This window comes from Micromonospora sp. NPDC000089 (assembly GCF_042899365.1).
Classification (GTDB): Bacteria; Actinomycetota; Actinomycetes; order Mycobacteriales; family Micromonosporaceae; genus Micromonospora.
Map to the genome: position 1 here is coordinate 82599 of NZ_JBIAZT010000014.1, position 20828 is coordinate 103426.

The following is a 20828-nucleotide window of genomic DNA, read 5'->3' on the forward strand; positions in this document are numbered from 1 at the left end:
AAACGGACGGTACACAGTGGTCGAACTACACCGCAACAACCATGACGGAGAATCACGAAAAGAGCCGCGCCGTGCTACATTACGCCCGGCCGCCCTGTCCGCGAGGGCCATTGAGTCCCGCCGGGGCGGCATCGACCCCCGACCACCCGTGAGGTCACTCCGGACACAGTAACGCCGGCGCGCCCGCGTCCCGGGCCGCTCGCCGATCGGTTGCACAAGCGTATTGACTGGACAATTAATGAGATCAGCATGAGGAAGCCACCAGCATCCCTGCTGGCGACCGTTACCGTACTCGTCGTCGCCGCCCTCGCCGTGCTGTTCGACGTCCGGGGCGCGGGCCTCGTCGGCGGCGGCGACCAGGGCTTCTCCGTCGACCGCGCGGGGGCCGACCTGTCCGTCGTGGGACAGGCGCCGCACCCGTCCGGGACCCCGGAGCACGAGGCGGTCCGCGACCACCTCGTCCGAGCGCTCGCCGCGTCATCGCTGAACCCGCGGGTCTCCGTCGACACGCCCGTGCTGCCCATGCGCGACCAGTCCCAGCTGTCCGAGAACCCCACGCCGCACCCCTGGGCACGCCGGCACGTCGGCGACCGGTCCACGCGGCTGGACGGCGTCTTCCCCAACGTCAGCGCCCGCGACGTGTGGGCCGATGACGCCCGGCTGGCGCGCATCCCCACGGGCGGGCAGCCGGCGTTACTGGCGCTGTACGTCGACACCACGCAGGCGTCGGTCGAGGGCACCACCCTGGGCGGTACGCGGCTGCCGGGGGGCGTGAACCGAGTCTCGGTGAGCGGCCCGTGGCGATGGGGTCTGGTCCTCGCTGCTCCGTCGTCCGAGGTGGAGTTGGTGCTCACGGTGCGCGGCGGACCGGCGCGGTTGCTGGCCCTGGCGCAGGTGCCCGAACTGCCCGCCATCGCGCTGGCCGAGCCGCAGCCGCGGACGGTGACGTGGGGGTCCGACGCGACCGGAATGGCCTTCGCCACGGGGCTCGTGCAGATCTAGCCGGAGGTACGACACATGAACGGCGCCGACAAACTGGGGTTCGGCAACTTCTTCACCCCGCACATGGTGCAGGCGACCTGGACCACCGCCGACGGCTGGTCTCCCCTGGAACTCACCGCCCACCAGGCCTTGAGCTTGTCCCCCGCGGCGATGGCGCTGCACTACGGCCAGGCCATCTTCGAAGGGCTGAAGGCCTACCCACGGCCCGACGGGTCGGTCGCGCTGTTCCGCCCGCGGGCCAACGCCGTGCGGTTCCGCGCCAGCGCCGCCCGGCTGGCGATGCCGGAGATGCCGGAGGAAGTCTTCCTGGCCGCCTGCGAGAGCCTGCTGCGGGTCGACCTCGCTCATGTGCCGCGCGGCGACGGTCAGAGCCTCTACCTGCGGCCCTTCATGATCGCCACGGAGGCGAGCCTGGGCGTGCGACCCGCTCGAGAGTTCTTGTTCGCGGTCATCGCCTCGCCGGTGGACCACTTCTTCGACAAGGGCTTCACCGCCGTCGATGTCTGGTGCGGCGTCGACGACATCCGCGCCGCGTCCGGCGGGACCGGCGCGGCCAAGTGCGCCGGCAACTACGCCGGGAGCCTGCGGGCGAAGGCGCAGGCCGTCGCCAACGGTTGCAGTGAGGTGCTCTGGCTGGACGCTGCCGAGCGGCGGTGGATCGAGGAACTCGGCGCGATGAACTTCTTCTGCGTTGTCCGGCACCCGGACGGGGCCCTGGAACTGGCGACCCCGCCCCTGTCGGACACCATCCTCGCCGGCAACACCCGCGACAGCGTACTGACGCTCGCGGCGGCTCACGGCCTGCGCACCTCGGCCCGACCGATCGCCATCGAGGAGCTCACCCGGGCCGACAGCCCGGTCGTGGAGGCCTTCGCCAGCGGCACGGCGGCGGCGATCTCCCCGATTGGCGCCGTACGTACGAGGCGGGGACGGTTCGTGGTCGGCGACGGGCAGCCCGGCCCGGTGACGACGACGCTCGCGCAGGAGTTGAGCGCGATCCAGTACGGCCGCCGGCCCGACGCCCACGGATGGATGGCCTGCGTCGAACCCGCGACGCAGCCGGCCGATCCGGTGCTGTCCGCCGGCTGACCGGCCGGACCACCAGACACCGCACGAGAGGAGATGGCATGAGCAACCCGTTCGAGGATCCCGACGGCAGCTATCTGGTCCTGGTCAACGACGAGGGCCAGCACTCGCTGTGGCCGGCGGCGATCGCGGCGCCGGCGGGCTGGACGACAACCCACGGTCCCGCCCCCCGCCGGGAGTCCCTGGAGCACATCGAGCGGAACTGGACGGACATGCGGCCGAAGAGCCTCGTGGAGGCCACGCGCGCCGAGGAGTGACGCGCGGTTCGCCGGTCGCCGTCGGGTGCTCACCCGGCGGCGACCGGCGCGTCCGCTCACCGCGCCGGATCGTGGCCGGAACGCGGCGCGACGACGACGAATCGGACCAGCCGAAGCACCAGACCGACTTCGTTCTGCCGTTTCGTTGACAAGCGAGCACGGAAAAATGCGCGTGCGACCCACAAACAGGAAAACCAGAATCGCAACCCGCACGTAACGAGCAACCGGCGTTGTCCCAGCCCAGGACCACAGCTCGAGCACACGAACGCCGGATTGCGGCGCTTCGCGACTACTACCGGCTCTATCCGCTCCACCCGAGTAGCCCGGGTTGTCACCGAGATCTTCGCGCCGGCCGTCTTCGCCGCCGCAATGCCGCTGATCATCGCCCTGCACAGCACCGCTCCCGTGGCGTTGACCGGCCTCGGCTGGGCAGCACTCGCCATCCTGTCCTGCTCCGTCGTCCCGTACGGCGTCATCTGGATCGGGGTACGGAAGGGGCGGCTTACCGACCACCACATCGGCGTACGCGAGCAGCGCCGGTGGCCTCTGGGCTACGGACTGTTGTCCGTCCTCGTCGGTCTTTCCCTGCTCGTCCTCGCCGGCGCGCCACGGCCGCTGATCGCCATGGTCGTGGTGATGTTCGCCGTCCTGCTCGTCGTCACCGCGATCAACCAGGTGTGGAAGTTGAGCGCTCACGCTGCGGTCGCTGCCGGCTCGGTCTCCGTTCTGATCATCGTGTTCGGGCCGGTGCTGATCCCAGCGTTGGCGCTCGTCGCCCTGGTGAGTTGGTCCCGGGTGCGGTTAGGTGATCACTCGATCAGCCAGGTGTTCACCGGCGCGCTGGCCGGCATTCTCATCGCTGTGCCGACGTTCCTCGCCCTTTCATGATGCCCGGCAAACAGTTGGTTGCGATCACTACTCGACGTTGACAGGCCGTCAGCCAGGCCGCACGCAGGCGGTCTGGCCTAGGGCCCGCGCGCACGCCAGGATGCCCTTCCCGCAGCTCAAGGATCCCAGCCAGCACCGCGACGATCGCTTCACCGATCAGCCATCAAGCCGGTTCCGGTAAACCAGGGCACCACGCTGCAGCGGCCCGAGCAACAGCCTGCACCGTGCGGCCGCCGGGCAACCCTACGCGCCCAGTATCCAAACCCGAGACCGATGCCTGCAGATGCGACTCGTCAAGTAATCGGCAATCCATGGCAGTGCGGACAGAATTTTCTCAATCCCCCTTAGTGCACCAGGAGGGTCAACAGCCGGTCCAGATCGGTGGCCGGGTCGGCGGTCAGCCCGGTGTGCACCGGCCCGGGCTGGATGAGGGTGCTGCGGGGCGCGGTCAGCCAGCGGAAGCGTTCACCCAGGCGCATGGCGGCGGCCGGTCCACCGTGCTCGCCGCCGGCGCAGGTGAGATCCCAACCGCCCAGGGCGGCGGTGACCTGCTCGACGTCGACGTCCGGGGACAGCGCGCGCAGCCGTCGCTCGTCGAGATGGGTGCGGGCGGACAGGAAGTCCATCGCCTGACAGTAGAGGATGACACCGACGTTGATCTGTTCGCCGCGTTCGACCCGCGGCACGGCGCGGATCAGAGCGTACTCGAAGGGGCTTCTCATGCGGGCGCTCCCGACGGTAGCCAGGCGGAGCTGTCGGCCACCCGGCCGGCCAGGTGGTCCCGGTACGCGGCCCGGGCCGTGGCCGAGTCGGCGAAGTCCGCGCCTGCCAGCCAGCCGTCCGGCACCAGCGCCAGCACATGGTCGAGCAGATCGGTGGTGATCCGTGGGGCGAGGTCGGCGTCGGCCTCGGCGAGCCGGGTGGCGTACGGCGCCAGGGCATGGTCGTCGGCCTTGAACGGTCGGCGTACGGCGGCCTGCGCGCGCGACCAGTTGTGGTGGAAGTACAGGGCGGCGCCGTGGTCGATCAGCCACACCGCCCGGTGCCAGACGAGCAGGTTGGGGTTGCGCCAGCTACGGTCGACGTTCTCGACGAAAGCGTCGAACCAGAGCACCCGGGAGGCCAGGTCGGGGTCGACCGGGTGGGCCAGCGGATCGAAGCCGAGGGCGCCGGGCAGGAAGTCCATCCCGAGGTTGGTGCCGCCGCTGGCCCGCAGCAGCTCCTGCACCTCCTGGTCCGGTTCGGCGCGGCCGATGACCGGGTCGATGTCGACCACCACGAGCGGTGGTACCGACAGGCCCAGCCGGCGGGCCAGCTCACCGCAGATCACCTCGGCCACCAGGACCTTCGGTCCCTGGCCGGCGCCGCGGAACTTCACCACGTAGGTGCCGAGGTCGTCGGCCTCGACCAGCCCGGGTAGCGAGCCACCCTCCCGCAGCGGGGTCACGTACCGGATCCCGGTCACCTCGCGCAGCATTCGGCCAGCCTAGCTCTCGGGCGGTCGAGCCCGGCCGAGGACCTCATCGCCCTCGGCGCGTCTTCCTGGGGCACCGGCGGCCGATCCGTCGGCCCCGACCGGCCCGGACGTCGACCTCCCACCCGGACGGGGCCGACAACCGCCGGGTCTCGTCGAAGGGTGCCGGGGACGGTCGCGTCGGCCGGTGGCCGTCAGCGGCGGGGGCCGAGTCATCGACTCAGGGCATCGTAGCGGTCGCGGCCGGCGGGCTGGTCGGCGCCGCCGGTGGGGTGTCCAGCGCGCAGTGCACCAGGTGTGTGGTCGGGGCCGTGGCGACCGTGCCAGCCGTCCGGCGAATGGTCAGCGCCGCGAGCAGTCCACCGGCCAGGCACAGGGCCGCGCAGATCAGTACCGCGGTGTGGAAGCCGGTGGAGAATCGGGCCGGCTGCTGCCAGTCACCGCCGGTGATACCGGCGGCCGCGGGCAGCACCGCGACGGCGATCAGGCCGGCGGCGCGGGCCACGTCGTTGTTGACCGCCGAGGCGATGCCGGCCTGGTGGGCCGTCGCGGCATCGAGCGCGGTCGCGGTCAGCGGGGCCACCGTCGTGGCCAGGCCCAACCCGAACACGATCACCGCCGGCAGGACCTGGGTCGCGTACGTGCCGTCGGAGCCGACCCGCACGAGGAGGGCCAGGCCGGCGCCGACCAGCACCGGTCCGACGCTCATCTGCACCCGTGGGCCGATGCGGGCCGCCAGAGCGCCGGAACGCGCCGACAACAGCAGCATGATGAACGTGACCGGCAGCAGCGCGACACCGGACTCCAGCGGCGTGTACCCGCTCACCTGTTGCAACTGGATGGGCAGCAGGAACAGGGCGCCGCCGAGCGCACCGTAGACGATGAAGGTGATCGCATTGGTGGCGCTGAACCGCACCGAGCGGAACAGCCCGAGGGGCAGCATCGGCATCGCGGAGCGGTATTCCCAGGCCAGGAAGCCGGCCAACGCCACCGCCCCGCCGACCGACGACGCCAGCACCGCGGGGTGGGTCCAACCGCTGCTCGGTCCCTGGATCAACCCGTAGGTCAGCCCGACCAGCCCCCAGGGTAATCAGCGCGCCGCCGGTGGCGTCGATGCGGCCGATCGCGTCCCGGTCACGTGACTCGGGCAGCCCCTCGGCGCCCAAGGCCCGAAGCGCGCGACCGATCAGCACCAGGACGGGCCCGAAGTTCCACGAACCAATCCAGGACGGAACCGCGGAGCCGGACACCACATGCAGGCCTGGCTCAGCACGGTGCATGTCGCCGCCTTGGGACCTGGCATCGCTCTGGCGGTCGCGCTCGTGCCGGACAAATGGCAGGCCGTTTAGCCTACTAAACCGGTAGGTTTTATGGGTAGGCTGTGCGCGGTGTCGGCAGGGTGACCTGCCCGGACCACCCGCCATCAGTCCGTCACAACCTCAGGAAGACCTGACATGACGCTGACCTTCCACTGGTTCCTGCCCACCTACGGCGACAGCCGGGACGTGGTCGGCGGCGGGCACGGCACGCCGATCGGCACCGCCGGCGGCGCCCGACCCGCCAGCGTCGCCTACCTGGGCCAGATCGCCCGCACCGCCGAGCAGCTCGGGTTCGTCGGCGCGCTCACCCCGACCGGCGCGTGGTGCGAGGACGCCTGGTTGAGCACGGCGATGCTCACCGAGGTCACCGAGCGGCTGAAGTTCCTGGTGGCGTTCCGCCCCGGTCTGCTCTCGCCGTACCTGGCCGCGCAGATGGCGTCGACGTTCCAACGCCTCTCCCGCGGCCGGCTGCTGCTCAACGTGGTCACCGGCGGCGAGTCGGCCGAGCAGCGCGCGTACGGCGACTTCCTTGACAAGGACGCCCGCTACGCCCGCTCCGACGAATTCCTGCACGTCGTACGGGCGTTGTGGCGCGGCGAGACCGTCGACCACCACGGCGAGCACCTACGCGTGGAGCAAGCTCGGTTGAACCGGCTACCCGACCCGACGCCACCTGTCTACTTCGGCGGGTCGTCCGCCGCCGCCCTGCCGGTCGCGGTCCGGCACAGTGACGTCTACCTGACCTGGGGTGAGCCGCCGGCCCAGGTCGCCGAGAAGCTCGACCGGGTCCGCGCGCTCGCCGCCGGGGCCGGGCGCGAGCTGCGCTTCGGCATCCGGCTGCACGTCATCGCCCGGGACAGCGCCGAGCAGGCATGGGCGCAGGCCCGCCGGCTGCTCGACGCCATCCCGGAAGCCGACGTGCGAGCGGCGCAGGAAGGGCTGCGCCGCAGCGAGTCCGAGGGGCAACGCCGGATGCTCGACCTGCACGGCGGCTCCCGGGACCGGCTGGAGGTCTCCCCCAACCTGTGGGCCGGCATCGGGCTGGTCCGCGGCGGCGCCGGGACGGCGCTGGTCGGCAGCCACGCCGAGATCGCCGACCGGATCGCGGAGTACCACGCGTTGGGCATCGACGAATTCATCCTCTCCGGCCATCCGCACCTGGAGGAGGCGTACTGGTTCGGCGAGGGCGTGCTGCCGGTGCTGCGCGACCGCGGTCTCTGGCGGCACCCCGACGGCGCCGCGCAACCCCCGGCACCGGCCAGCATCCCGTTCGCCCCCGCACCGTCCCCCCGCCCGGCGACCAGCCCGGCCCGGTGACCGACAACGTCCCCTGACCCACCCCTCACCTCGAAAGGCGCCACCCGCATGACGTACGAACTGCCCGCCCTGTCCCGCCGCCGGTTGTTCGCCCTCGGCGGACTGGCCGGCGCGGCCGGCCTCCTGACCGCCTGCGCCGGCCCCGGCGGCGAGCAGGCCACCCCCGCCAGCGGCGGCTTCGACGGCCCCGTCGAGGGCGAACTGTCCTTCGCGCACTGGCGGGCCGAGGACAAGGAGGTCTTCGACCGGATCATCGCCGATTTCGTCAAGAAGAGCCCGAAGGTCACCGTCCGGCAGGACATCTCGCCGTCGAACGACTACCAGTCCACCGCCTTGCAGAAGCTGCGCGGCGGCAGCATCGGTGACGCCTTCACCGCCTTCCGCGGCGCCCAGTTCACCGACATCGCGACCGCGGGCGTCTGGTCCGACCTCACCGAGCAGGATCTCGTCGGACGGTACGAGCCGACCCTGATCACCGCGGGCGCGCAGAACGGCAAGCAGCTCGGCCTGCCGTACCAGCTGGTGTTCAACATGCCGGTCAGCAACCCCGAGCTGCTCGCCAAGGCCGGTTACGCCGAGGCGCCGAAGGACTGGGACGGCTTCCTCGCCCTGGCCGAGGCGCTGAAGAGCAAGGGAATCACCCCGATCGCCTGGCCCGGTGGCGACGCCGCCAACGCCGGCCAGCTGCTCAACGTCATGGTGGTCAACAACGCCCCTTCCGACGACGCCCTCGCCAAGATCCAGTCCGGGGACCTCAAGGTCACCGACGACTGGTTCCTCACCGTCCTCAAGCAGTACGCCCAGCTGCGGCCCTACTTCCAGGCCGGCGCGACCGGCACCGGCAACGAGGCGGCGCAGCAGCTGTTCGTGCAGCAGAAGGCGGCGTTGCTGGCCACCGGCTCGTTCCAGGCCGCGGCGCTGCGCAAGCTCGGCGCGACGTTCCCGCTCGGGCTGCTCGCGCCGATCACCACCACCGCGGACAAGGCACGCTACGAGGGCGTCTTCAACGCCACCTTCATCCTGGGCGTCAACGCGAAGTCGGCGAAGAAGGGCGCCGCGCTGGCCTGGCTGCGCCACCTGTCCGACCCGGCCGTCGCGGGCGTGTACGCCAACGGCACCGCGCAGCACGTCACCGTCAAGGGCGTCGAGTACACCAACCCGGACCTCAAGGCATTCGCGCCGTGGCTGACCCGCAAGACCGCGCTCGCACCCCGCTTCCAGTTCACCAACCTCGACGTACGCGGCGCGGTGGAGAACGCCGCCGTGCAGGTGGTCGGCGGGACCGCCCCGGAGCAGGCCGCGGAGGCGGCCCAGCGCGTCATCGAACAGAAGCGGTGAACGCGGAATGAGCCGGCAGTGCCGATCTCGGAAAACGGGGACGACAGCATGAGCCTGACCGTCCACGCGGCGCGGGGTGACGGCAGCCCCGCGCCGCACCCGTCACGCCCGTCGGCAAGCCGCCGCAGGCGTCGACGTGCTTCCCGCCTGCTGTACCTGTTCGCCCTGCCCGCGCTGCTCGTCTACGGCGCGTTCTTCGTCGTGCCCGCGCTCCAGGGCCTGCGGTACGCGACCACGGACTGGGACGGGTTCAGCCCGACGTTCCGGGACGTGGGGCTGGACAACCTCGTCGAGGTCACCACCGCCGACGACCTGTTCCGCAACGCGCTGACCAACAACCTGACGTTCATGCTGATCGTGGTCGTCGGGCAGACCGCGCTGTCGCTGCTGCTCGCGGTGCTGCTGGCGGCCCGTAGCCGCTCCTCGACGCTGCTGCGCGGGTTGTTCTTCCTGCCCACCGTGCTGTCGTCGGTGTCGGTGGCGTTCGTCTGGCGGTTCGTCTACGACCCCAACTTCGGCCTGGCCAACACCGTCCTCGACACGGTCGGTCTCGGTGTGCTGCGGGGGTCGTACCTCGGCGACGCGGGCAGCGCCATCGTCTGGGTCGCGATCGCCCAGATCTGGTTCCACGCCGGGCAGATGATGGTCATCTACATCGCCGGCCTCAACCAGATCCCCGCCGAGCTGTACGAGGCGGCCAGGACCGACGGCGCCAACCGGTGGCAGCTGTTCAGGCACGTCACCTGGCCGATGGTCGCCCCCGCGACCGCCCTGGTGATCGCGTACACCACTATCCAGTCGTTCAAGGCGTTCGACCTGATCCTGGGCCTCGCCGGCAACCCGCCCCGGGCGTCGCTGGACATCCTGTCCACCCGGATCTACACCACGTTCGCCAACTCGCAGCTCGGCTACGCCGCCGCCGAGTCGATCGTGTTCATGCTGGCCATCGCCTTGGTCACCTGGTTGCAGAACCGGGCCGCCCGACTCACCCACGGATAGGAGCCCACCCGTGCTCGCCAGGCTCGGACGCCGCGGAGTGCTCGCGGTGTACGCACTGCTGGTGGCGGTGCCGCTGCTCGTCGTCGTCGGCGGCAGCCTCAAGACCACCACGGAACTGTTCGACGCGCCGTTCGGGCCGCCCACGAACCCCCGGCTGGACAACTACGTCGAGGTCCTGGCCGATCAGAACCTGCTACGGGTGCTCGGAAACAGCATCCTCGTGGTGACCGTCTCGGTGCCGACCACGCTGGTGCTGGCCAGCCTCGTGGCGTACGCGATCGCCCGACTGCCCGGGTGGCCCGGCCGCGCGCTGTACGCCGTCTTCGCGGCTGGACTGGCGGTCCCCGCGCAGGCGATCATGATTCCCCAGTACGTACAGTTCGACCGGCTCGGTCTGCGCGACAGCCTGGCCGGGCTGATGCTCGTCAATGTGGTGGTCACGCTGCCGGTGGCGGTGTTCATCCTGGCCGGCTTCCTGCGTACGCTCCCCGCCGAGTTGTACGAGGCCGCCGACCTCGACGGCGCCGGGCCATGGGCCGCGTACCGGCGGGTGGTGGTGCCGTTGTCGTATCCGTCGCTCGCCGCCACCGCGATCTTCCTGATCGTGATGCACTGGAACGACCTGCTCTATCCCCTGCTGTTCATCGACGACCCGGCCAAGCGGACCCTGCCGCTGGCGCTGCTGGACTTCACCGGCGAATACCTCACCGACTACCCGCTGCTGTTCACCGGCGTGGTCGTCGCGTCCACCCCGATGGTCGTCGCGTACGCGCTGCTGCAGCGCCACTTCGTCGCTGGCATCACGGCGGGAGCCGTGAAGGGCTGACCAGGACCGGCCGCTGGTGGCCCGGCACCGGGGCCGGGCCCGCACCGGGTGGGCTACACCTGGCGAGCAGCCTCGACGTCCCCAACGCCAGCACCACCAACGGCACCCGGGTGGCGATCTGGACCTGCACCGGCGGCGACAACCAGCGCTGGTCCCGCTGACCGTCCCGGCCCGGCGGCGAAACACCGGAACAACCGGATCGGCCGTGGCTCACCGGGACACGGCCGATCCGCCGGTCGCTCCATCCTCCTCGCGCACGACGGCGGGGAGACGCCGGGGCGGTGGTCCGGCGCGGCGGAGATCAGTGACGGACAGCCGTGGGGCCCGGTCACCCGCAGGGCAGGGTCCGCCGACGGGGGGTGGCGGCTGCGAGGCGCTCGGTCACTGCCTAGATACGATCCACCTTTCGTGTAATGTGCTTCGTATATCGGAGTGGGAGAGAGGTGCGACGGTGAGCATGTCGAAGCTGTCCGAGACCGGCGACTCGGCGGGGGTGCCGATGGCTGCGCCGGTGACGGTGGCGCGTGGCGACGGGATCGGGCCGGAGATCATGGATGCCACCCTGCGGGTGCTGGACGCAGCCGGGGCACGGCTGGCGGTGGAGGAGATCGAGATCGGGGAGGCGGTGTACGGCCGCGGGCACACCGCCGGCATCGAGCCACAGGCGTGGGAGTCGCTGCGCCGGACCCGCGTGTTCCTCAAGGCCCCGATCACCACCCCGCAGGGCGGCGGGTTCAAGTCGTTGAACGTCACGATCCGCAAGTCGCTGGGACTGTTCGCCAACGTGCGGCCCTGCGTGGCGTACCCGCCTTTCGTGCCGACCCTGCATCCGAAGATGGACGTGGTGATCGTGCGGGAGAACGAGGAGGACCTCTACGCCGGCATCGAGCACCGGCAGACCGACGAGGTCGCCCAGTGCCTGAAGTTGATCTCCCGCCCGGGATGTGAGCGGATCACGCGCCACGCGTTCGAATACGCCCGCCGCAACGGCCGGTCCAAGGTCACCTGCATGACCAAGGACAACATCATGAAGCTCACCGACGGCCTGTTCCACCGGGTCTTCGACGAGGTGGCCGCCGACTACCCCGAAATCACCGCCGAACACTGGATCATCGACATCGGCACGGCGAAGCTGGCCGACACCCCCGAGGCCTTCGATGTCATCGTCACCCCGAACCTGTACGGTGACGTGCTTTCCGACGTGGCCGCGCAGATCGCCGGGTCGGTCGGGCTGGCCGGCTCGGCCAACATCGGCGAGCAGGCGGCGATGTTCGAGGCCATCCACGGCTCCGCACCGCCCCTGGCCGGCAAGGACGTCGCCAACCCGTCCGGGCTGCTGCTGGCGGCGGTGATGATGCTCGTGCACATCGGCCAGACTGACGTCGCCGAACGCGTCCACAACGCTTGGCTGGCCACCCTTGAGGCGGGAGTCGCCACCGCCGACATCACCGCCCCGGGCGCGACACCGGTGGGGACGCGGGCGTTCGCCGACGCGGTCATCGAACGGCTCGGTCAGCGCCCGCGGACCCTGCCGCCGGTCTCCTACCCGACCGGGCAGCGGCAACCGACCCTCCCGGCCACCCCGGCCACCCCGGCACAGCACAAGACGATGGACGGGGTCGACGTGTTCCTGCATCACCGCGACCGTGACCCCGACGCGCTCGCCACCGCACTCCAACACGCCACCGCAGGCTCCGCCCTACACCTTCAGATGATCACCAACCGAGGCCTGAAGGTGTGGCCCGACGGGCTCCCCGAGACCTTCTGCACCGACCACTGGCGAGCCCGCTTCCAGTCCTCCCGACCCGGCGAGGCATCCCGGCGAGACGTGGTGGACCTGCTCGACCGACTCGACCGGGCGGGGCTCGACTTCGTCAAGACCGAGGGCCTCTACCGCTTCGACGACGCCCCGGGCTACTCCCTCGGGCAGGGCCAGTGACCGCCTACCGGAATGCGGATCGCCGGTACAACTTCGGATATGCAGCCAGCCCGCCCGGCACGGTGACAGAGAGCTGGACCTGGATTCGTGCCGGATCCGCACCACCCCTTCCGAGCCCGGCAACCCCGCCGACCCGGCTGCCTACACCCAGTCAGGCGGTGCGGGCCACTGCCCGTACCGCCCCGGCGATCAGCAGGCCGAAGCCGGCGGCCATCACGGGTAGTCCAACCCCGAACGGCAGGTGTGCGATCGCATCGCTGTAGCCCCGCTGGGGGAACTCGGTGAAGCTGGCGGCGACCACGGTCAGCGCGAAGATCATCGCGCCGATCCCGCCGGTGAGAGCGGTCAGGGCTGCCGCGGAGGACGCCCGGGCCCAACAGCCCGCGACAGCGGTGACCGCCAGCCACACCAGGGTGATCAGCGTCCAACCCCCTCCGCTGTCGAGCGAGGCGTAGGTCCAGCCGGAGAAGGACCAGGAGTAGCCGGCGGCGATGCGGAACCAGGGCATCAGGTAACCGGAGGTGGCCAGCAGCACCCCGAGGACGACCACCGCATCGGTGCGGGACGCGGGTCGACAGGCGCGCGGTTCTCGGTCACGCCGACACGATAACGGTTCACCGCGGCGGAGTCCCCGGGCTGTCGTCACCCGCTCGCACTCACCGTCGGCCCCGGTGCGACATCGCCGACCGCTCGACGGCAGCCTGCGAAGCGGTCAGCCAGCGTGCGCGCTTCCTGGTTGCACAGGGGTCAGCGCGATCGTCTATAGCTCTGCGCCGAAGCGGCATCGGCTCCCGGACTGGTCGACGCCTCCGTCGTCGGAGACAGTGGTCGCGGAGGTCTGGGAAACGCTCGAGCCGCGACTCTCGGGCTTCCGTCAGCGGCGTCTGGCTGGCGGATCCGCGCGAGGCCGTCGGTCAGGTCCTGCACCATGCCGTCGTCGCTCACAGCTGGTCGCCACCGTTCTGCGGCCCGGTAGATCAGTCAGCCCGCCGGACGGGTCAGTGGCGCCTCGGCCTGACGAACAGTTCGCCTCGCCGAAGGGTGGCGGCGAGCCCCCGGCGGAGAACGGCCGCCAAGAGCGGCAGCTCCGCGTGAGGCTCCAGCGGTGCAGGCACAACAGCATCCAACCCGCGACGCAGAAGCGGTCTGGCAGCGGGTGATGACACACTCCCCCTCTGCGGCCACACCCGCTGCCAACCGCCGGTAATGGTAGACACGCGGAGCGCAGCCGTGTCAATGCTTGCTTCCAGAAGGGACAGTGGTGTAAACCTTGTGTTCCAAGGCGCAAGGAGTCGCGATGGCCGAGGCTGACGAACCAGTGGGCGAGACGTTCGCCCAGCGCCTCAACTGGCTGTTCCTCCATGTCACGGACCCTGCGGGGAAGCCCTACAGCGTCCGTCACGTCGCGAACGAACTTACGCGACGGGGTTTCAAGATCTCCCACACACATCTGAGCAACCTCCGACAGGGCCGAACTCCCGATCCCCGCCGCTCGGTCGTCGACGCCATCGCAGCCTTCTTCGGGCAGCCGCCCAGCTTCTTCGCTGAGGCGTCGGAAGATCAGCATGAGCAGAGGCTCGTTCGGGCGTTGAACGATCCGCACATCAAACAGGTGGCCATGCGTCTGATAGACGCCCGGCTGTCACCGGAGGGTCATGCGGCAGTCGTCGCGATGATCGAGCAGGTGCAGCGACTGGAGACGGCCGCGCGCGGTCGGCTGGAAGGCGCTGAACGGCAGCGTCGCTCATGACCGACGTCCTGCCACGATCGAGCGATCGACCACCGGCCACCGCCGGCTGTGTTCGTCTGCAGAGCTGGTGGTCGCACGACGACCCGACCGCAGCGTGGCAGGAGCGGCAGATTCGCCGCTGCGATGCAATCCTCCACGGCCTGGCCGTGGCAACGCCCTTCACTGTGGATGATCTCTGCACCGTGCTGGAGCGGGTTCGCGGTCGGCAGCTGGTGGTGTCGACCCTCCGGACACGCCACACGGACGCTCGCGCCATGTGGTGTCGTGGCGCGACGACGGATCACATCCTGCTCGGGTCGGCTCACCCTCGCCTTCACCGGGACCATCTCATCCTGCACGGCATCGGCCACATGATCTTCGATCACGTCGGTAGTCCCGCCGTCGGCCGCGACATCAGGAAGGTACTTCCCGCGGCGGACGGGGCCGGCATGCGGCGCGGCGTCAAGCGCGTCGTCCACACCCAGCGCGAGGAGCGGCAGGCCGAGGTCTTCGCCACTCGCGTGCTGCAACTGAGCGACACCTGGGGCGCACCGGAGCCGCCCACAGAATCCCGCGCGCTGCTGGAGCAGCTCTCCTCGGCGCTCGAGTACCACCCTGGCAGGGCAGAGCATTGAGTCCGCGCTGCCGCTCGGCCCGCCCGGCAGCAGAGCGAAGGACGTCGTCGACGGCGCTGATCATGCCCTCGACAGCGCGGCTGGTGCGGCCGACGGGTCGAACTCATCGCAGAGCTCGCCGCGGTGCCAGACCATGCCGGAGCCTGATGAACAGGGAACTCGATGCGACGTCACACCGATAGAAGTGTGAGCCACCTGCAACGGCAGGCGACTCAGCTCCTGTCTGCACTCAAGCTGCCTGCGAGCTTCACCTTCGCTCAACTCCACGACCGGATCGAGCAGCGCCGAGGACGGCCGGTCAACCTGATCCCCCGCCATCTGCCCGCCCTTGCCCCGCACGGGCTCTGGGTCGCGGGTGCGCTCGCTGACTACGTCTTCTATGACGCCAGTGCCAGCAAGGTGCGGCAGAGCCTGATCATCGGCCACGAGTACGGGCACATGATGTTCGATGATGTCGCTCTCCCGAACGATCTCGAATGTTCCGCGGCCACGCTCATGCCGTCGATGGATCCGTCCGTAGCCGAGATCGCACTGGGGCGTCTCGCGTACGACGAGCCGATCGAGCGCCGAGCGGAGGTCTTCGGGACCGTCGCCGTGCAACGCGCCGAGTCCTGGTCGGCGATTCCGACCTCGACGCCAGCTGATCCTCACGTCTCGGCACGGCTGGTCGCGACGCTGGAAGGTCGGGCCGCCTGATGGTGAGGATCGCTCACGGTGTGATGTTCGCCGTGACGTTCGTCTGCTGGGCTATGAGTCTCTACAAGCTGCGTGATCTGGCCCGGGACCGCGGCAATCGCCCGCTTCGTGCTCTCTGCCTTGCCCTGATCACGATCACCGTCTCGATGACCATCCAGCCGTTGGCACCGGGGATCAATCAGCTCGTCGGGATTCCGGATATTGCCCGCCTGACGTCCAACTGCCTCTCGCTGGTGTGCGTCACGGCGGCGCAGGCCTTCCTCTTCTACATGACGGGTGGCGACGCCGGCACCAGGCGACGCGTGCGGCGCCGCATGATCGCCGTGGCGCTCACCATCGCGGTCATGATCGTGCTGTTCGTCGCCGCACCCTCGAAGGCCATCCCCTCCGATCCCCCGGTTCGCAGCGGGGAGTATGTCGCCGATCCGATCTACGCTCCGCTCCTCTTCGTCTACCTGGCATTTCTCGGCTGGTCACTGACGCAGGTGGTGGTCTTGGCGAACCGTTACGCCGGCATCGCTCACCGGCCACTGTTGCGCTTAGGACTCCGGATGATCACCGTTGGCTCGCTGTGGGGGCTCGCGTACGTAGCCGCCAAGCTGGTGGCCTTCGGGCTGGGCAGACGCTTCCCACACTGGGCTCTGATCGGGGACGCGGTCGTGGTGCTGACGTTCAGCACGTCGATCCTGTTGGTTCTGATCGGATCCACGATCCCGTCCTGGGGGCCCCGTGTGGGCCTGGACCGGCTGTGGGCCGGCGCCGCGGCGCTTCGCGACTACTACCGGCTCTATCCGCTCTGGGCGCGGATTCACGCAGTGCTGCCCGAGATAGCGCTGCTTCCGCCGGGATCAGGTGTCAAGGGCGCTCTTGCGGTCGCCCGGGACGCGTCCCTACGACGGGTCAGGATCACCGTGGAGATCCTGGACGGCTACGCCACCCTTCGGCCATGGATGTCGACTGCAGTAGCGGCAGAGGCGAGGCGGGTCGCCGAGGCAGCCGGCCTTGAGGGCGAGCAGCAGGCGGCGATGGTGGAAGCCATCGTCATCGGCGCCGCCCTGGCGTCCCGGTCGGACGGCACGCCCCCCGCCGGCGAGGCCACCGAGGTTCCGGCCCTACCGCTGGGGCCGCCCGGCAACCCCACCACCGGTGACGTTGGCGCGGCCGAACAGGTCACATGGCTTACCCAGGTCGCCAGGGCGATCTCATCCCCGGCCGCTACTGCGGCCATCGCACGGGCCACACCCGCAGCCGCACCCACCTCGCAGCCGGCCAAGGGGTAGAACTGTCACGTGCCTCGACTCGTTGATCCGCCCGCCCGAACCTCCACCCGCGCAGCACGGGTTGTCACCGAGATCTTCGCGCCGGCCGTCTTCGCCGCCGTGATGCCGCTGATCATCGCCCTGCACAGCACCGCTCCAGCCGTGCTGACCGGCCTCGGCTGGGCAGCGCTCGCCATCCTGTTCTGCTCCGTCATCCCGTACGGCATCATCTGGCTCGGAGTGCGTAGGGGGCGGCTGACCGACCACCACATCGGCGTACGCGAGCAGCGCCGCATGCCTCTGGTCTACGGAATGCTGTCCGTCCTCGGCGGTCTCTTCCTGCTCGTCCTCGCCGGCGCGCCCCGACCGCTGATCGCCATGGTCGTGGTGATGTTCGCCGTCCTGCTCGTCGTCACCGCGATCAATCAGGTATGGAAACTCAGTGCCCACGCTGCGGTCGCTGCCGGCTCGGTCTCCGTTCTGATCATCGTGTTCGGGCCGGCGCTGATCCCAGCGTTGGCGCTCGTCGCCCTGGTGGGTTGGTCCCGGGTGCGACTGGGTGATCACTTGACCAGTCAGGTGATCGCAGGTGCGCTGGCCGGCATCGTCATCGCCGTGCCAACGTTCCTGCTTCTCGCCTGAAGAGCAGGTGGGCCAGAGGCCGAGGCCGCCGTCACTGCAAGACGCAGGTACGGCTGCGCCGCACGCCACGGCACCATGAGTAGTGAGCACTGCGGGGCGCTACCGTCAACGCCGGCTGAACCTTGGCCCCCTCGGTACCTGGAACCCGCCAGGAACCACGGGTCAATTTTCAGGCGGAGCCGACACCTACCCTGGGGAGCCGCGCCGCTGGCGCGGACGGAGACTGCGCCTCACGCCCGAGCGGTCACTGGTTCGCTGGTCTGCCAGCACGGCGGTGCTGCGCGACGCGACGCACTGGGATGAGGTGGTCGGCCCGCTAAGCTTTGAGTACCTGCGGCGGCACGACCTGCGGCACACCGGGCGGGTCCAGGTGGATCGTCGCAGCCTGCGCATACGGCTGGTCGGCGACCGTCTCCATGACGATCGGCGCGAGTCTGCGCAGCGGCTCGATCAGCCGGGCGCCCTCGTCCGCAGGCCCGGTGTAGGCGATCCGGACGTGCAGCACGAACGCGCCACGCAAGGGCTCAGGCAGGTTTGGATCCTGCGGCAGGCGCTGGACGGCGATCGAGGACGACATCTCCGAGGGTAGCGAGGGCACCCATTGCCGCCAGCCGTGTAGAACCGCGCGCATGTCCGCACCGGCGAACCAGAGGCCGCCGGCGAAGATGCGGGCAACCGGGAACACCCGTGTCTGGATGGCGGTGACCACGCCGAAGTTGCCCTTCGTCCCGCGTACGGCGAAGAGGAGGTCGGGATGCTCGTCGGCGGTTACCCGGCGCGCCCTGCCGTCGGCGGTGACGATCTCGACGGCGCTGACGTGCTCGGCCGCCCAGCCCAGGGATCGACCCAGCGTAGGACTGTGACCACCGCCGAGCAGGTAACCGATGGCGCTCACGGTCGGCGATGAGCCGTTCATCGGGGCCAGGCCGAGCGGGGTCACCGTATCCAGGACGTCCTGCCACAGAGCCGATCCCTCGATGCGCGCCGTCTGCGCGTCGGCGTCGACGGTGACGGCGTTCATCGACCGCATGTTGATCAGCACACTTCCCTCGGACGAAGCCGCGACGACGTACCCGCCGCCGCGGATCGCCACACTCATCCCGTTGACGGCGGCAAACCGGACCGCGGCCTGGACGTCGGTGACGCTGGTCGCGCCGATGGCGATGTCCGGACGCAACGGGGTCACCAGGTTGTACGTCGAGCACAGACCGTCGTAACCCGCCTCGTCAGGCAGGAGAACGGGTCCGGCGACTGCGTCACGCAGTTCAGCCGTACGGGCCGGGTTGATCATGCTTGGTCCTTAATCGTCAGCGGGTGGCCGCGGTGACCCGTCACGGATCGACCCAGGCAGGTCGGGGAGGAAGCTGCGCGATGCATGTGAGCCCGGAAAAAGCGAAAGGTCTGACCTGTTCCCACCCATCCGAACCTGCGCCGTAGCGGCATGGTCAAGTGGCGGATCACCGGGTACGCCCTGTCTCCTGCCGGCGGCGGTAGGCAGAGCCGTCCGAGGGCGACGGGTCGCAGATGCGACCGTCGCGGCTGCGGGGATCGACCACGACCACTCGACCAGGAGACCGCCGCGGGCGCGGCGTGGACTGTACGGGTAACCCCGGTGACACGAATTTCAGCAGTACGGGCCTACATGAGAAATTGTGAGACAGAACAGCAGAAGGCCTCGACCCACCGAGGTGAATCAAGGCCCTGACCTGCTGTTTTACTGTCGGGACGACAGGATTTGAACCTGCGACCCCTTGACCCCCAGTCAAGTGCGCTACCAAGCTGCGCTACGTCCCGATGCTCCCCGCGCGGTCTCCCCCGCGGCAGCCGGTACAGCTTAGCGCAAGATCGCCCCAGCCCCCGCATCGCCCCCACCGCGCCGCGCGGGCAACGCATGCCACACCCTCTAAAGCGTCCTAGGACAAAGGAGTGCCCGGGGAGCCGAAGCTCCCCGGGCACCAGGACGAACAGGGTCAGCCGTGCGCCTTGCCCCGCCCGCCCGGGCCGAGCTTCTTGCGCGGGCGTACCGAGATCTCCACCGGGCTGCCCTCGAAGCCGAACTCCTCGCGCAGCTTGCGCTCGACGAAGCGCTGGTAGCCGGCGTCCAGCGGCGCGGTGGTGAAGAGCACGAACCGGGGCGGGGCCACCCCGGCCTGGGTGGCGAAGAGGATCTTCGGGGCCCGACCACCGCGCACCGGGTGCGGGGTGGCCTGGACCAGCGCGGTGAGCCACTGGTTGAGCTGCGCGGTGGGGACGCGGGTCTCCCAGCTTTCCAGCGCCTTGCGCAGCGCGGGGGCGAGCTTGTCGACCGCGCGGCCGGTCTTCGCGGACAGGTTGAGCCGGATCGCCCAGGGGATGCGGCGCAGCTCGCGCTCGATCTCCTTGTCCAGGTAGTACCGGCGGTCGCCGTCGACCAGGTCCCACTTGTTGAAGGCGATGACCAGCGCCCGGCCGGACTCGGTGACCATGGACAGGATCCGCTGGTCCTGCTCGCTGATCACCTCGCTGGAGTCGAGCAGCACCACGGCCACCTCGGCCGCCTCGATCGCGCCGGCGGTGCGCAGGCTGGCGTAGTACTCGGTGCCGCTGGCCCGGTCGACCCGCTTGCGCAGGCCTGCGGTGTCCACCAGCTGCCAGGTCTCGCCGCCGATCTGCACCAGGCTGTCGACCGGGTCGACGGTGGTGCCGGCGACCGAGTCGACGACCGCCCGCTCCTCGCCGGAGAACCGGTTGAGCAGGCTGGACTTGCCGACGTTGGGGCGACCGACCAGGGCCACCCGGCGCGGGCCGCGCGGTCGATTCTCGACGATCTTCGGCGCCTCCGGCATGGCGTCCAGGATGGCGTCGAGCAGCTCGCCGGCGCCGCGACCGTGCAGCGCGGAGACCACGTGCGGCTCGCCGAGGCCGAGCGACCACAGCGAGACGGCGTCCATCTCGATCGCGGCGTTGTCGGCCTTGTTGGCCACCAGCAGGACCGGCTTGGCGCTGCGCCGCAGCATCTTCACCGCGGCCTCGTCCACGTCGGTGGAGCCGACCATGGCGTCGACCACGAAGATCACCACGTCTGCGGTGGCCACGGCGATCTCGGCCTGGGCGGCGATCGCGGCGGCTCGGTCCCGGGCGTCCGGCTCCCAGCCACCGGTGTCCACCACGGTGAACGTCCGGCCGTTCCACTGCGCGTCGTACGGCACCCGGTCCCGGGTCACCCCGGGGACGTCCTCGACGACCGCCTGCCGGCGGCCGATGATCCGGTTGACCAGGGTCGACTTGCCCACGTTGGGCCGGCCGACCACGGCCACCACGGGCTGCGGGCCGGTCGGCTCCTCGACGTCGAGGTCCGGCTCGCGCAGCTCCACCCAGCCGGCGGTGTCCTCGCTCATGCCGGGCCACCCTTCGTTCGCGACTGCGGGGCTCGCAACACCGGC

The 20828-nt window shown here is 70.0% G+C and carries 20 protein-coding genes and 1 tRNA gene; 14 read left to right on the forward strand and 7 right to left on the reverse strand.

Annotated features, from left to right (window positions below; translation table 11 throughout):
* Window positions 1-249: 249 nt before the first annotated feature.
* From ACFY3U_RS22565 to ACFY3U_RS22580, 4 genes are all read left to right on the forward strand, one after another.
* Window positions 250-1002 carry a hypothetical protein gene (locus tag ACFY3U_RS22565; RefSeq protein ID WP_387204986.1) on the forward strand — a complete coding sequence of 251 codons (753 nt, stop codon included), beginning with the start codon at window positions 250-252 and terminating at the stop codon, window positions 1000-1002.
* A 15-nt stretch (window positions 1003-1017) separates the two neighbouring features.
* Window positions 1018-2091: a branched-chain amino acid aminotransferase gene (locus ACFY3U_RS22570; RefSeq protein WP_387204989.1), complete on the forward strand. Its 1074-nt coding sequence runs from the start codon at window positions 1018-1020 to the stop codon at window positions 2089-2091.
* Window positions 2092-2129: 38 nt separating this feature from the next.
* Window positions 2130-2345, forward strand: coding sequence for an MbtH family protein (locus tag ACFY3U_RS22575; RefSeq protein WP_387204992.1), 216 nt, complete (start codon window positions 2130-2132; stop codon window positions 2343-2345).
* 369 nt (window positions 2346-2714) lie between these two features.
* Complete coding sequence (locus ACFY3U_RS22580; protein WP_387205101.1) at window positions 2715-3233, forward strand: hypothetical protein; 519 nt, start codon at window positions 2715-2717, stop codon at window positions 3231-3233.
* 344 nt (window positions 3234-3577) lie between these two features.
* On the opposite strand, the gene ACFY3U_RS22585 is transcribed toward ACFY3U_RS22580, so the two are convergent.
* The 3 genes from ACFY3U_RS22585 to ACFY3U_RS22595 form a co-directional block, all read right to left on the reverse strand.
* On the reverse strand, window positions 3578-3955 hold the full coding sequence (locus tag ACFY3U_RS22585; protein WP_387204995.1) for a DUF3037 domain-containing protein: 378 nt from the start codon (window positions 3953-3955) through the stop codon (window positions 3578-3580).
* On the reverse strand, window positions 3952-4710 hold the full coding sequence (locus ACFY3U_RS22590; RefSeq protein WP_387204998.1) for a HipA family kinase: 759 nt from the start codon (window positions 4708-4710) through the stop codon (window positions 3952-3954). Before ACFY3U_RS22590 ends, ACFY3U_RS22585 begins: the two co-directional genes overlap by 4 nt.
* Window positions 4711-4927: 217 nt before the next feature.
* Complete coding sequence (locus tag ACFY3U_RS22595) at window positions 4928-5725, reverse strand: MFS transporter (protein ID WP_387205000.1); 798 nt, start codon at window positions 5723-5725, stop codon at window positions 4928-4930.
* Window positions 5726-6161: 436 nt separating this feature from the next.
* On the opposite strand from ACFY3U_RS22595, the gene ACFY3U_RS22600 reads away from it, so the two are divergent.
* The 5 genes from ACFY3U_RS22600 (at window position 6162) to ACFY3U_RS22620 (ending at window position 12445) form a co-directional block, all read left to right on the forward strand.
* Window positions 6162-7343 (forward strand): LLM class flavin-dependent oxidoreductase, encoded by a 1182-nt coding sequence (locus tag ACFY3U_RS22600; RefSeq protein WP_387205003.1) that lies wholly within the window; start codon window positions 6162-6164, stop codon window positions 7341-7343.
* Window positions 7344-7391: 48 nt separating this feature from the next.
* A complete protein-coding gene (locus ACFY3U_RS22605) occupies window positions 7392-8681 on the forward strand; it encodes an ABC transporter substrate-binding protein (RefSeq protein ID WP_387205006.1) in 1290 nt (429 codons plus the stop codon).
* A 48-nt stretch (window positions 8682-8729) separates the two neighbouring features.
* A complete protein-coding gene (locus tag ACFY3U_RS22610; protein WP_387205009.1) occupies window positions 8730-9680 on the forward strand; it encodes a carbohydrate ABC transporter permease in 951 nt (316 codons plus the stop codon).
* A gap of 10 nt (window positions 9681-9690) precedes the next feature.
* Entirely contained in the window at window positions 9691-10506 is an 816-nt protein-coding gene (locus ACFY3U_RS22615) for a carbohydrate ABC transporter permease (RefSeq protein ID WP_387205012.1), read from the forward strand.
* A gap of 457 nt (window positions 10507-10963) precedes the next feature.
* Window positions 10964-12445 carry an NADP-dependent isocitrate dehydrogenase gene (locus ACFY3U_RS22620; RefSeq protein ID WP_387205104.1) on the forward strand — a complete coding sequence of 494 codons (1482 nt, stop codon included), beginning with the start codon at window positions 10964-10966 and terminating at the stop codon, window positions 12443-12445.
* A gap of 151 nt (window positions 12446-12596) precedes the next feature.
* Here ACFY3U_RS22620 and ACFY3U_RS22625 read toward each other — a convergent pair whose 3' ends face one another.
* Window positions 12597-12995, reverse strand: a complete 399-nt coding sequence (locus ACFY3U_RS22625) for a hypothetical protein (protein WP_387205015.1) — start codon at window positions 12993-12995, stop codon at window positions 12597-12599.
* Between the two features lie 747 nt (window positions 12996-13742).
* Between ACFY3U_RS22625 and ACFY3U_RS22630 the strand changes: the two genes are divergently transcribed.
* The 5 genes from ACFY3U_RS22630 (at window position 13743) to ACFY3U_RS22650 (ending at window position 17406) form a co-directional block, all read left to right on the forward strand.
* Entirely contained in the window at window positions 13743-14195 is a 453-nt protein-coding gene (locus ACFY3U_RS22630; protein ID WP_387205018.1) for a hypothetical protein, read from the forward strand.
* Window positions 14192-14809: a hypothetical protein gene (locus tag ACFY3U_RS22635; RefSeq protein WP_387205021.1), complete on the forward strand. Its 618-nt coding sequence runs from the start codon at window positions 14192-14194 to the stop codon at window positions 14807-14809. Before ACFY3U_RS22630 ends, ACFY3U_RS22635 begins: the two co-directional genes overlap by 4 nt.
* A 186-nt stretch (window positions 14810-14995) precedes the next feature.
* Window positions 14996-15505: a hypothetical protein gene (locus ACFY3U_RS22640; RefSeq protein WP_387205023.1), complete on the forward strand. Its 510-nt coding sequence runs from the start codon at window positions 14996-14998 to the stop codon at window positions 15503-15505.
* Between the two features lie 23 nt (window positions 15506-15528).
* Window positions 15529-16785 carry an MAB_1171c family putative transporter gene (locus tag ACFY3U_RS22645; protein WP_387205107.1) on the forward strand — a complete coding sequence of 419 codons (1257 nt, stop codon included), beginning with the start codon at window positions 15529-15531 and terminating at the stop codon, window positions 16783-16785.
* A gap of 9 nt (window positions 16786-16794) precedes the next feature.
* The gene (locus ACFY3U_RS22650) at window positions 16795-17406 is read left to right on the forward strand and encodes a phosphatase PAP2 family protein (protein ID WP_387205026.1); all 612 of its coding nucleotides are present in this window, start codon (window positions 16795-16797) and stop codon (window positions 17404-17406) included.
* A 316-nt stretch (window positions 17407-17722) separates the two neighbouring features.
* Here ACFY3U_RS22650 and ACFY3U_RS22655 read toward each other — a convergent pair whose 3' ends face one another.
* The 3 genes from ACFY3U_RS22655 to der form a co-directional block, all read right to left on the reverse strand.
* A complete protein-coding gene (locus tag ACFY3U_RS22655; RefSeq protein ID WP_387205029.1) occupies window positions 17723-18697 on the reverse strand; it encodes an FAD-binding oxidoreductase in 975 nt (324 codons plus the stop codon).
* A gap of 429 nt (window positions 18698-19126) precedes the next feature.
* Window positions 19127-19200, reverse strand: a tRNA-Pro gene (locus ACFY3U_RS22660).
* A 176-nt stretch (window positions 19201-19376) separates the two neighbouring features.
* Entirely contained in the window at window positions 19377-20783 is a 1407-nt protein-coding gene (gene der / locus ACFY3U_RS22665) for a ribosome biogenesis GTPase Der (protein WP_387205032.1), read from the reverse strand.
* Between the last annotated feature and the right edge of the window lie 45 nt (window positions 20784-20828).

What these genes read in the sequence shown, in the direction of transcription:
- der (WP_387205032.1), bottom strand. Translation starts at nt 20,783, where the DNA reads ATGAGCGAGGACACCGCCGGCTGGGTGGAGCTGCGCGAGCCGGACCTC.
- ACFY3U_RS22655 (WP_387205029.1), bottom strand. Translation starts at nt 18,697, where the DNA reads ATGATCAACCCGGCCCGTACGGCTGAACTGCGTGACGCAGTCGCCGGA.
- ACFY3U_RS22645 (WP_387205107.1), top strand. Translation starts at nt 15,529, where the DNA reads ATGTTCGCCGTGACGTTCGTCTGCTGGGCTATGAGTCTCTACAAGCTG.
- ACFY3U_RS22635 (WP_387205021.1), top strand. Translation starts at nt 14,192, where the DNA reads ATGACCGACGTCCTGCCACGATCGAGCGATCGACCACCGGCCACCGCC.
- ACFY3U_RS22570 (WP_387204989.1), top strand. Translation starts at nt 1,018, where the DNA reads ATGAACGGCGCCGACAAACTGGGGTTCGGCAACTTCTTCACCCCGCAC.
- ACFY3U_RS22620 (WP_387205104.1), top strand. Translation starts at nt 10,964, where the DNA reads ATGTCGAAGCTGTCCGAGACCGGCGACTCGGCGGGGGTGCCGATGGCT.
- ACFY3U_RS22580 (WP_387205101.1), top strand. Translation starts at nt 2,715, where the DNA reads ATGCCGCTGATCATCGCCCTGCACAGCACCGCTCCCGTGGCGTTGACC.
- ACFY3U_RS22600 (WP_387205003.1), top strand. Translation starts at nt 6,162, where the DNA reads ATGACGCTGACCTTCCACTGGTTCCTGCCCACCTACGGCGACAGCCGG.
- ACFY3U_RS22590 (WP_387204998.1), bottom strand. Translation starts at nt 4,710, where the DNA reads ATGCTGCGCGAGGTGACCGGGATCCGGTACGTGACCCCGCTGCGGGAG.
- ACFY3U_RS22575 (WP_387204992.1), top strand. Translation starts at nt 2,130, where the DNA reads ATGAGCAACCCGTTCGAGGATCCCGACGGCAGCTATCTGGTCCTGGTC.
- ACFY3U_RS22585 (WP_387204995.1), bottom strand. Translation starts at nt 3,955, where the DNA reads ATGAGAAGCCCCTTCGAGTACGCTCTGATCCGCGCCGTGCCGCGGGTC.
- ACFY3U_RS22605 (WP_387205006.1), top strand. Translation starts at nt 7,392, where the DNA reads ATGACGTACGAACTGCCCGCCCTGTCCCGCCGCCGGTTGTTCGCCCTC.
- ACFY3U_RS22565 (WP_387204986.1), top strand. Translation starts at nt 250, where the DNA reads ATGAGGAAGCCACCAGCATCCCTGCTGGCGACCGTTACCGTACTCGTC.
- ACFY3U_RS22610 (WP_387205009.1), top strand. Translation starts at nt 8,730, where the DNA reads ATGAGCCTGACCGTCCACGCGGCGCGGGGTGACGGCAGCCCCGCGCCG.
- ACFY3U_RS22630 (WP_387205018.1), top strand. Translation starts at nt 13,743, where the DNA reads ATGGCCGAGGCTGACGAACCAGTGGGCGAGACGTTCGCCCAGCGCCTC.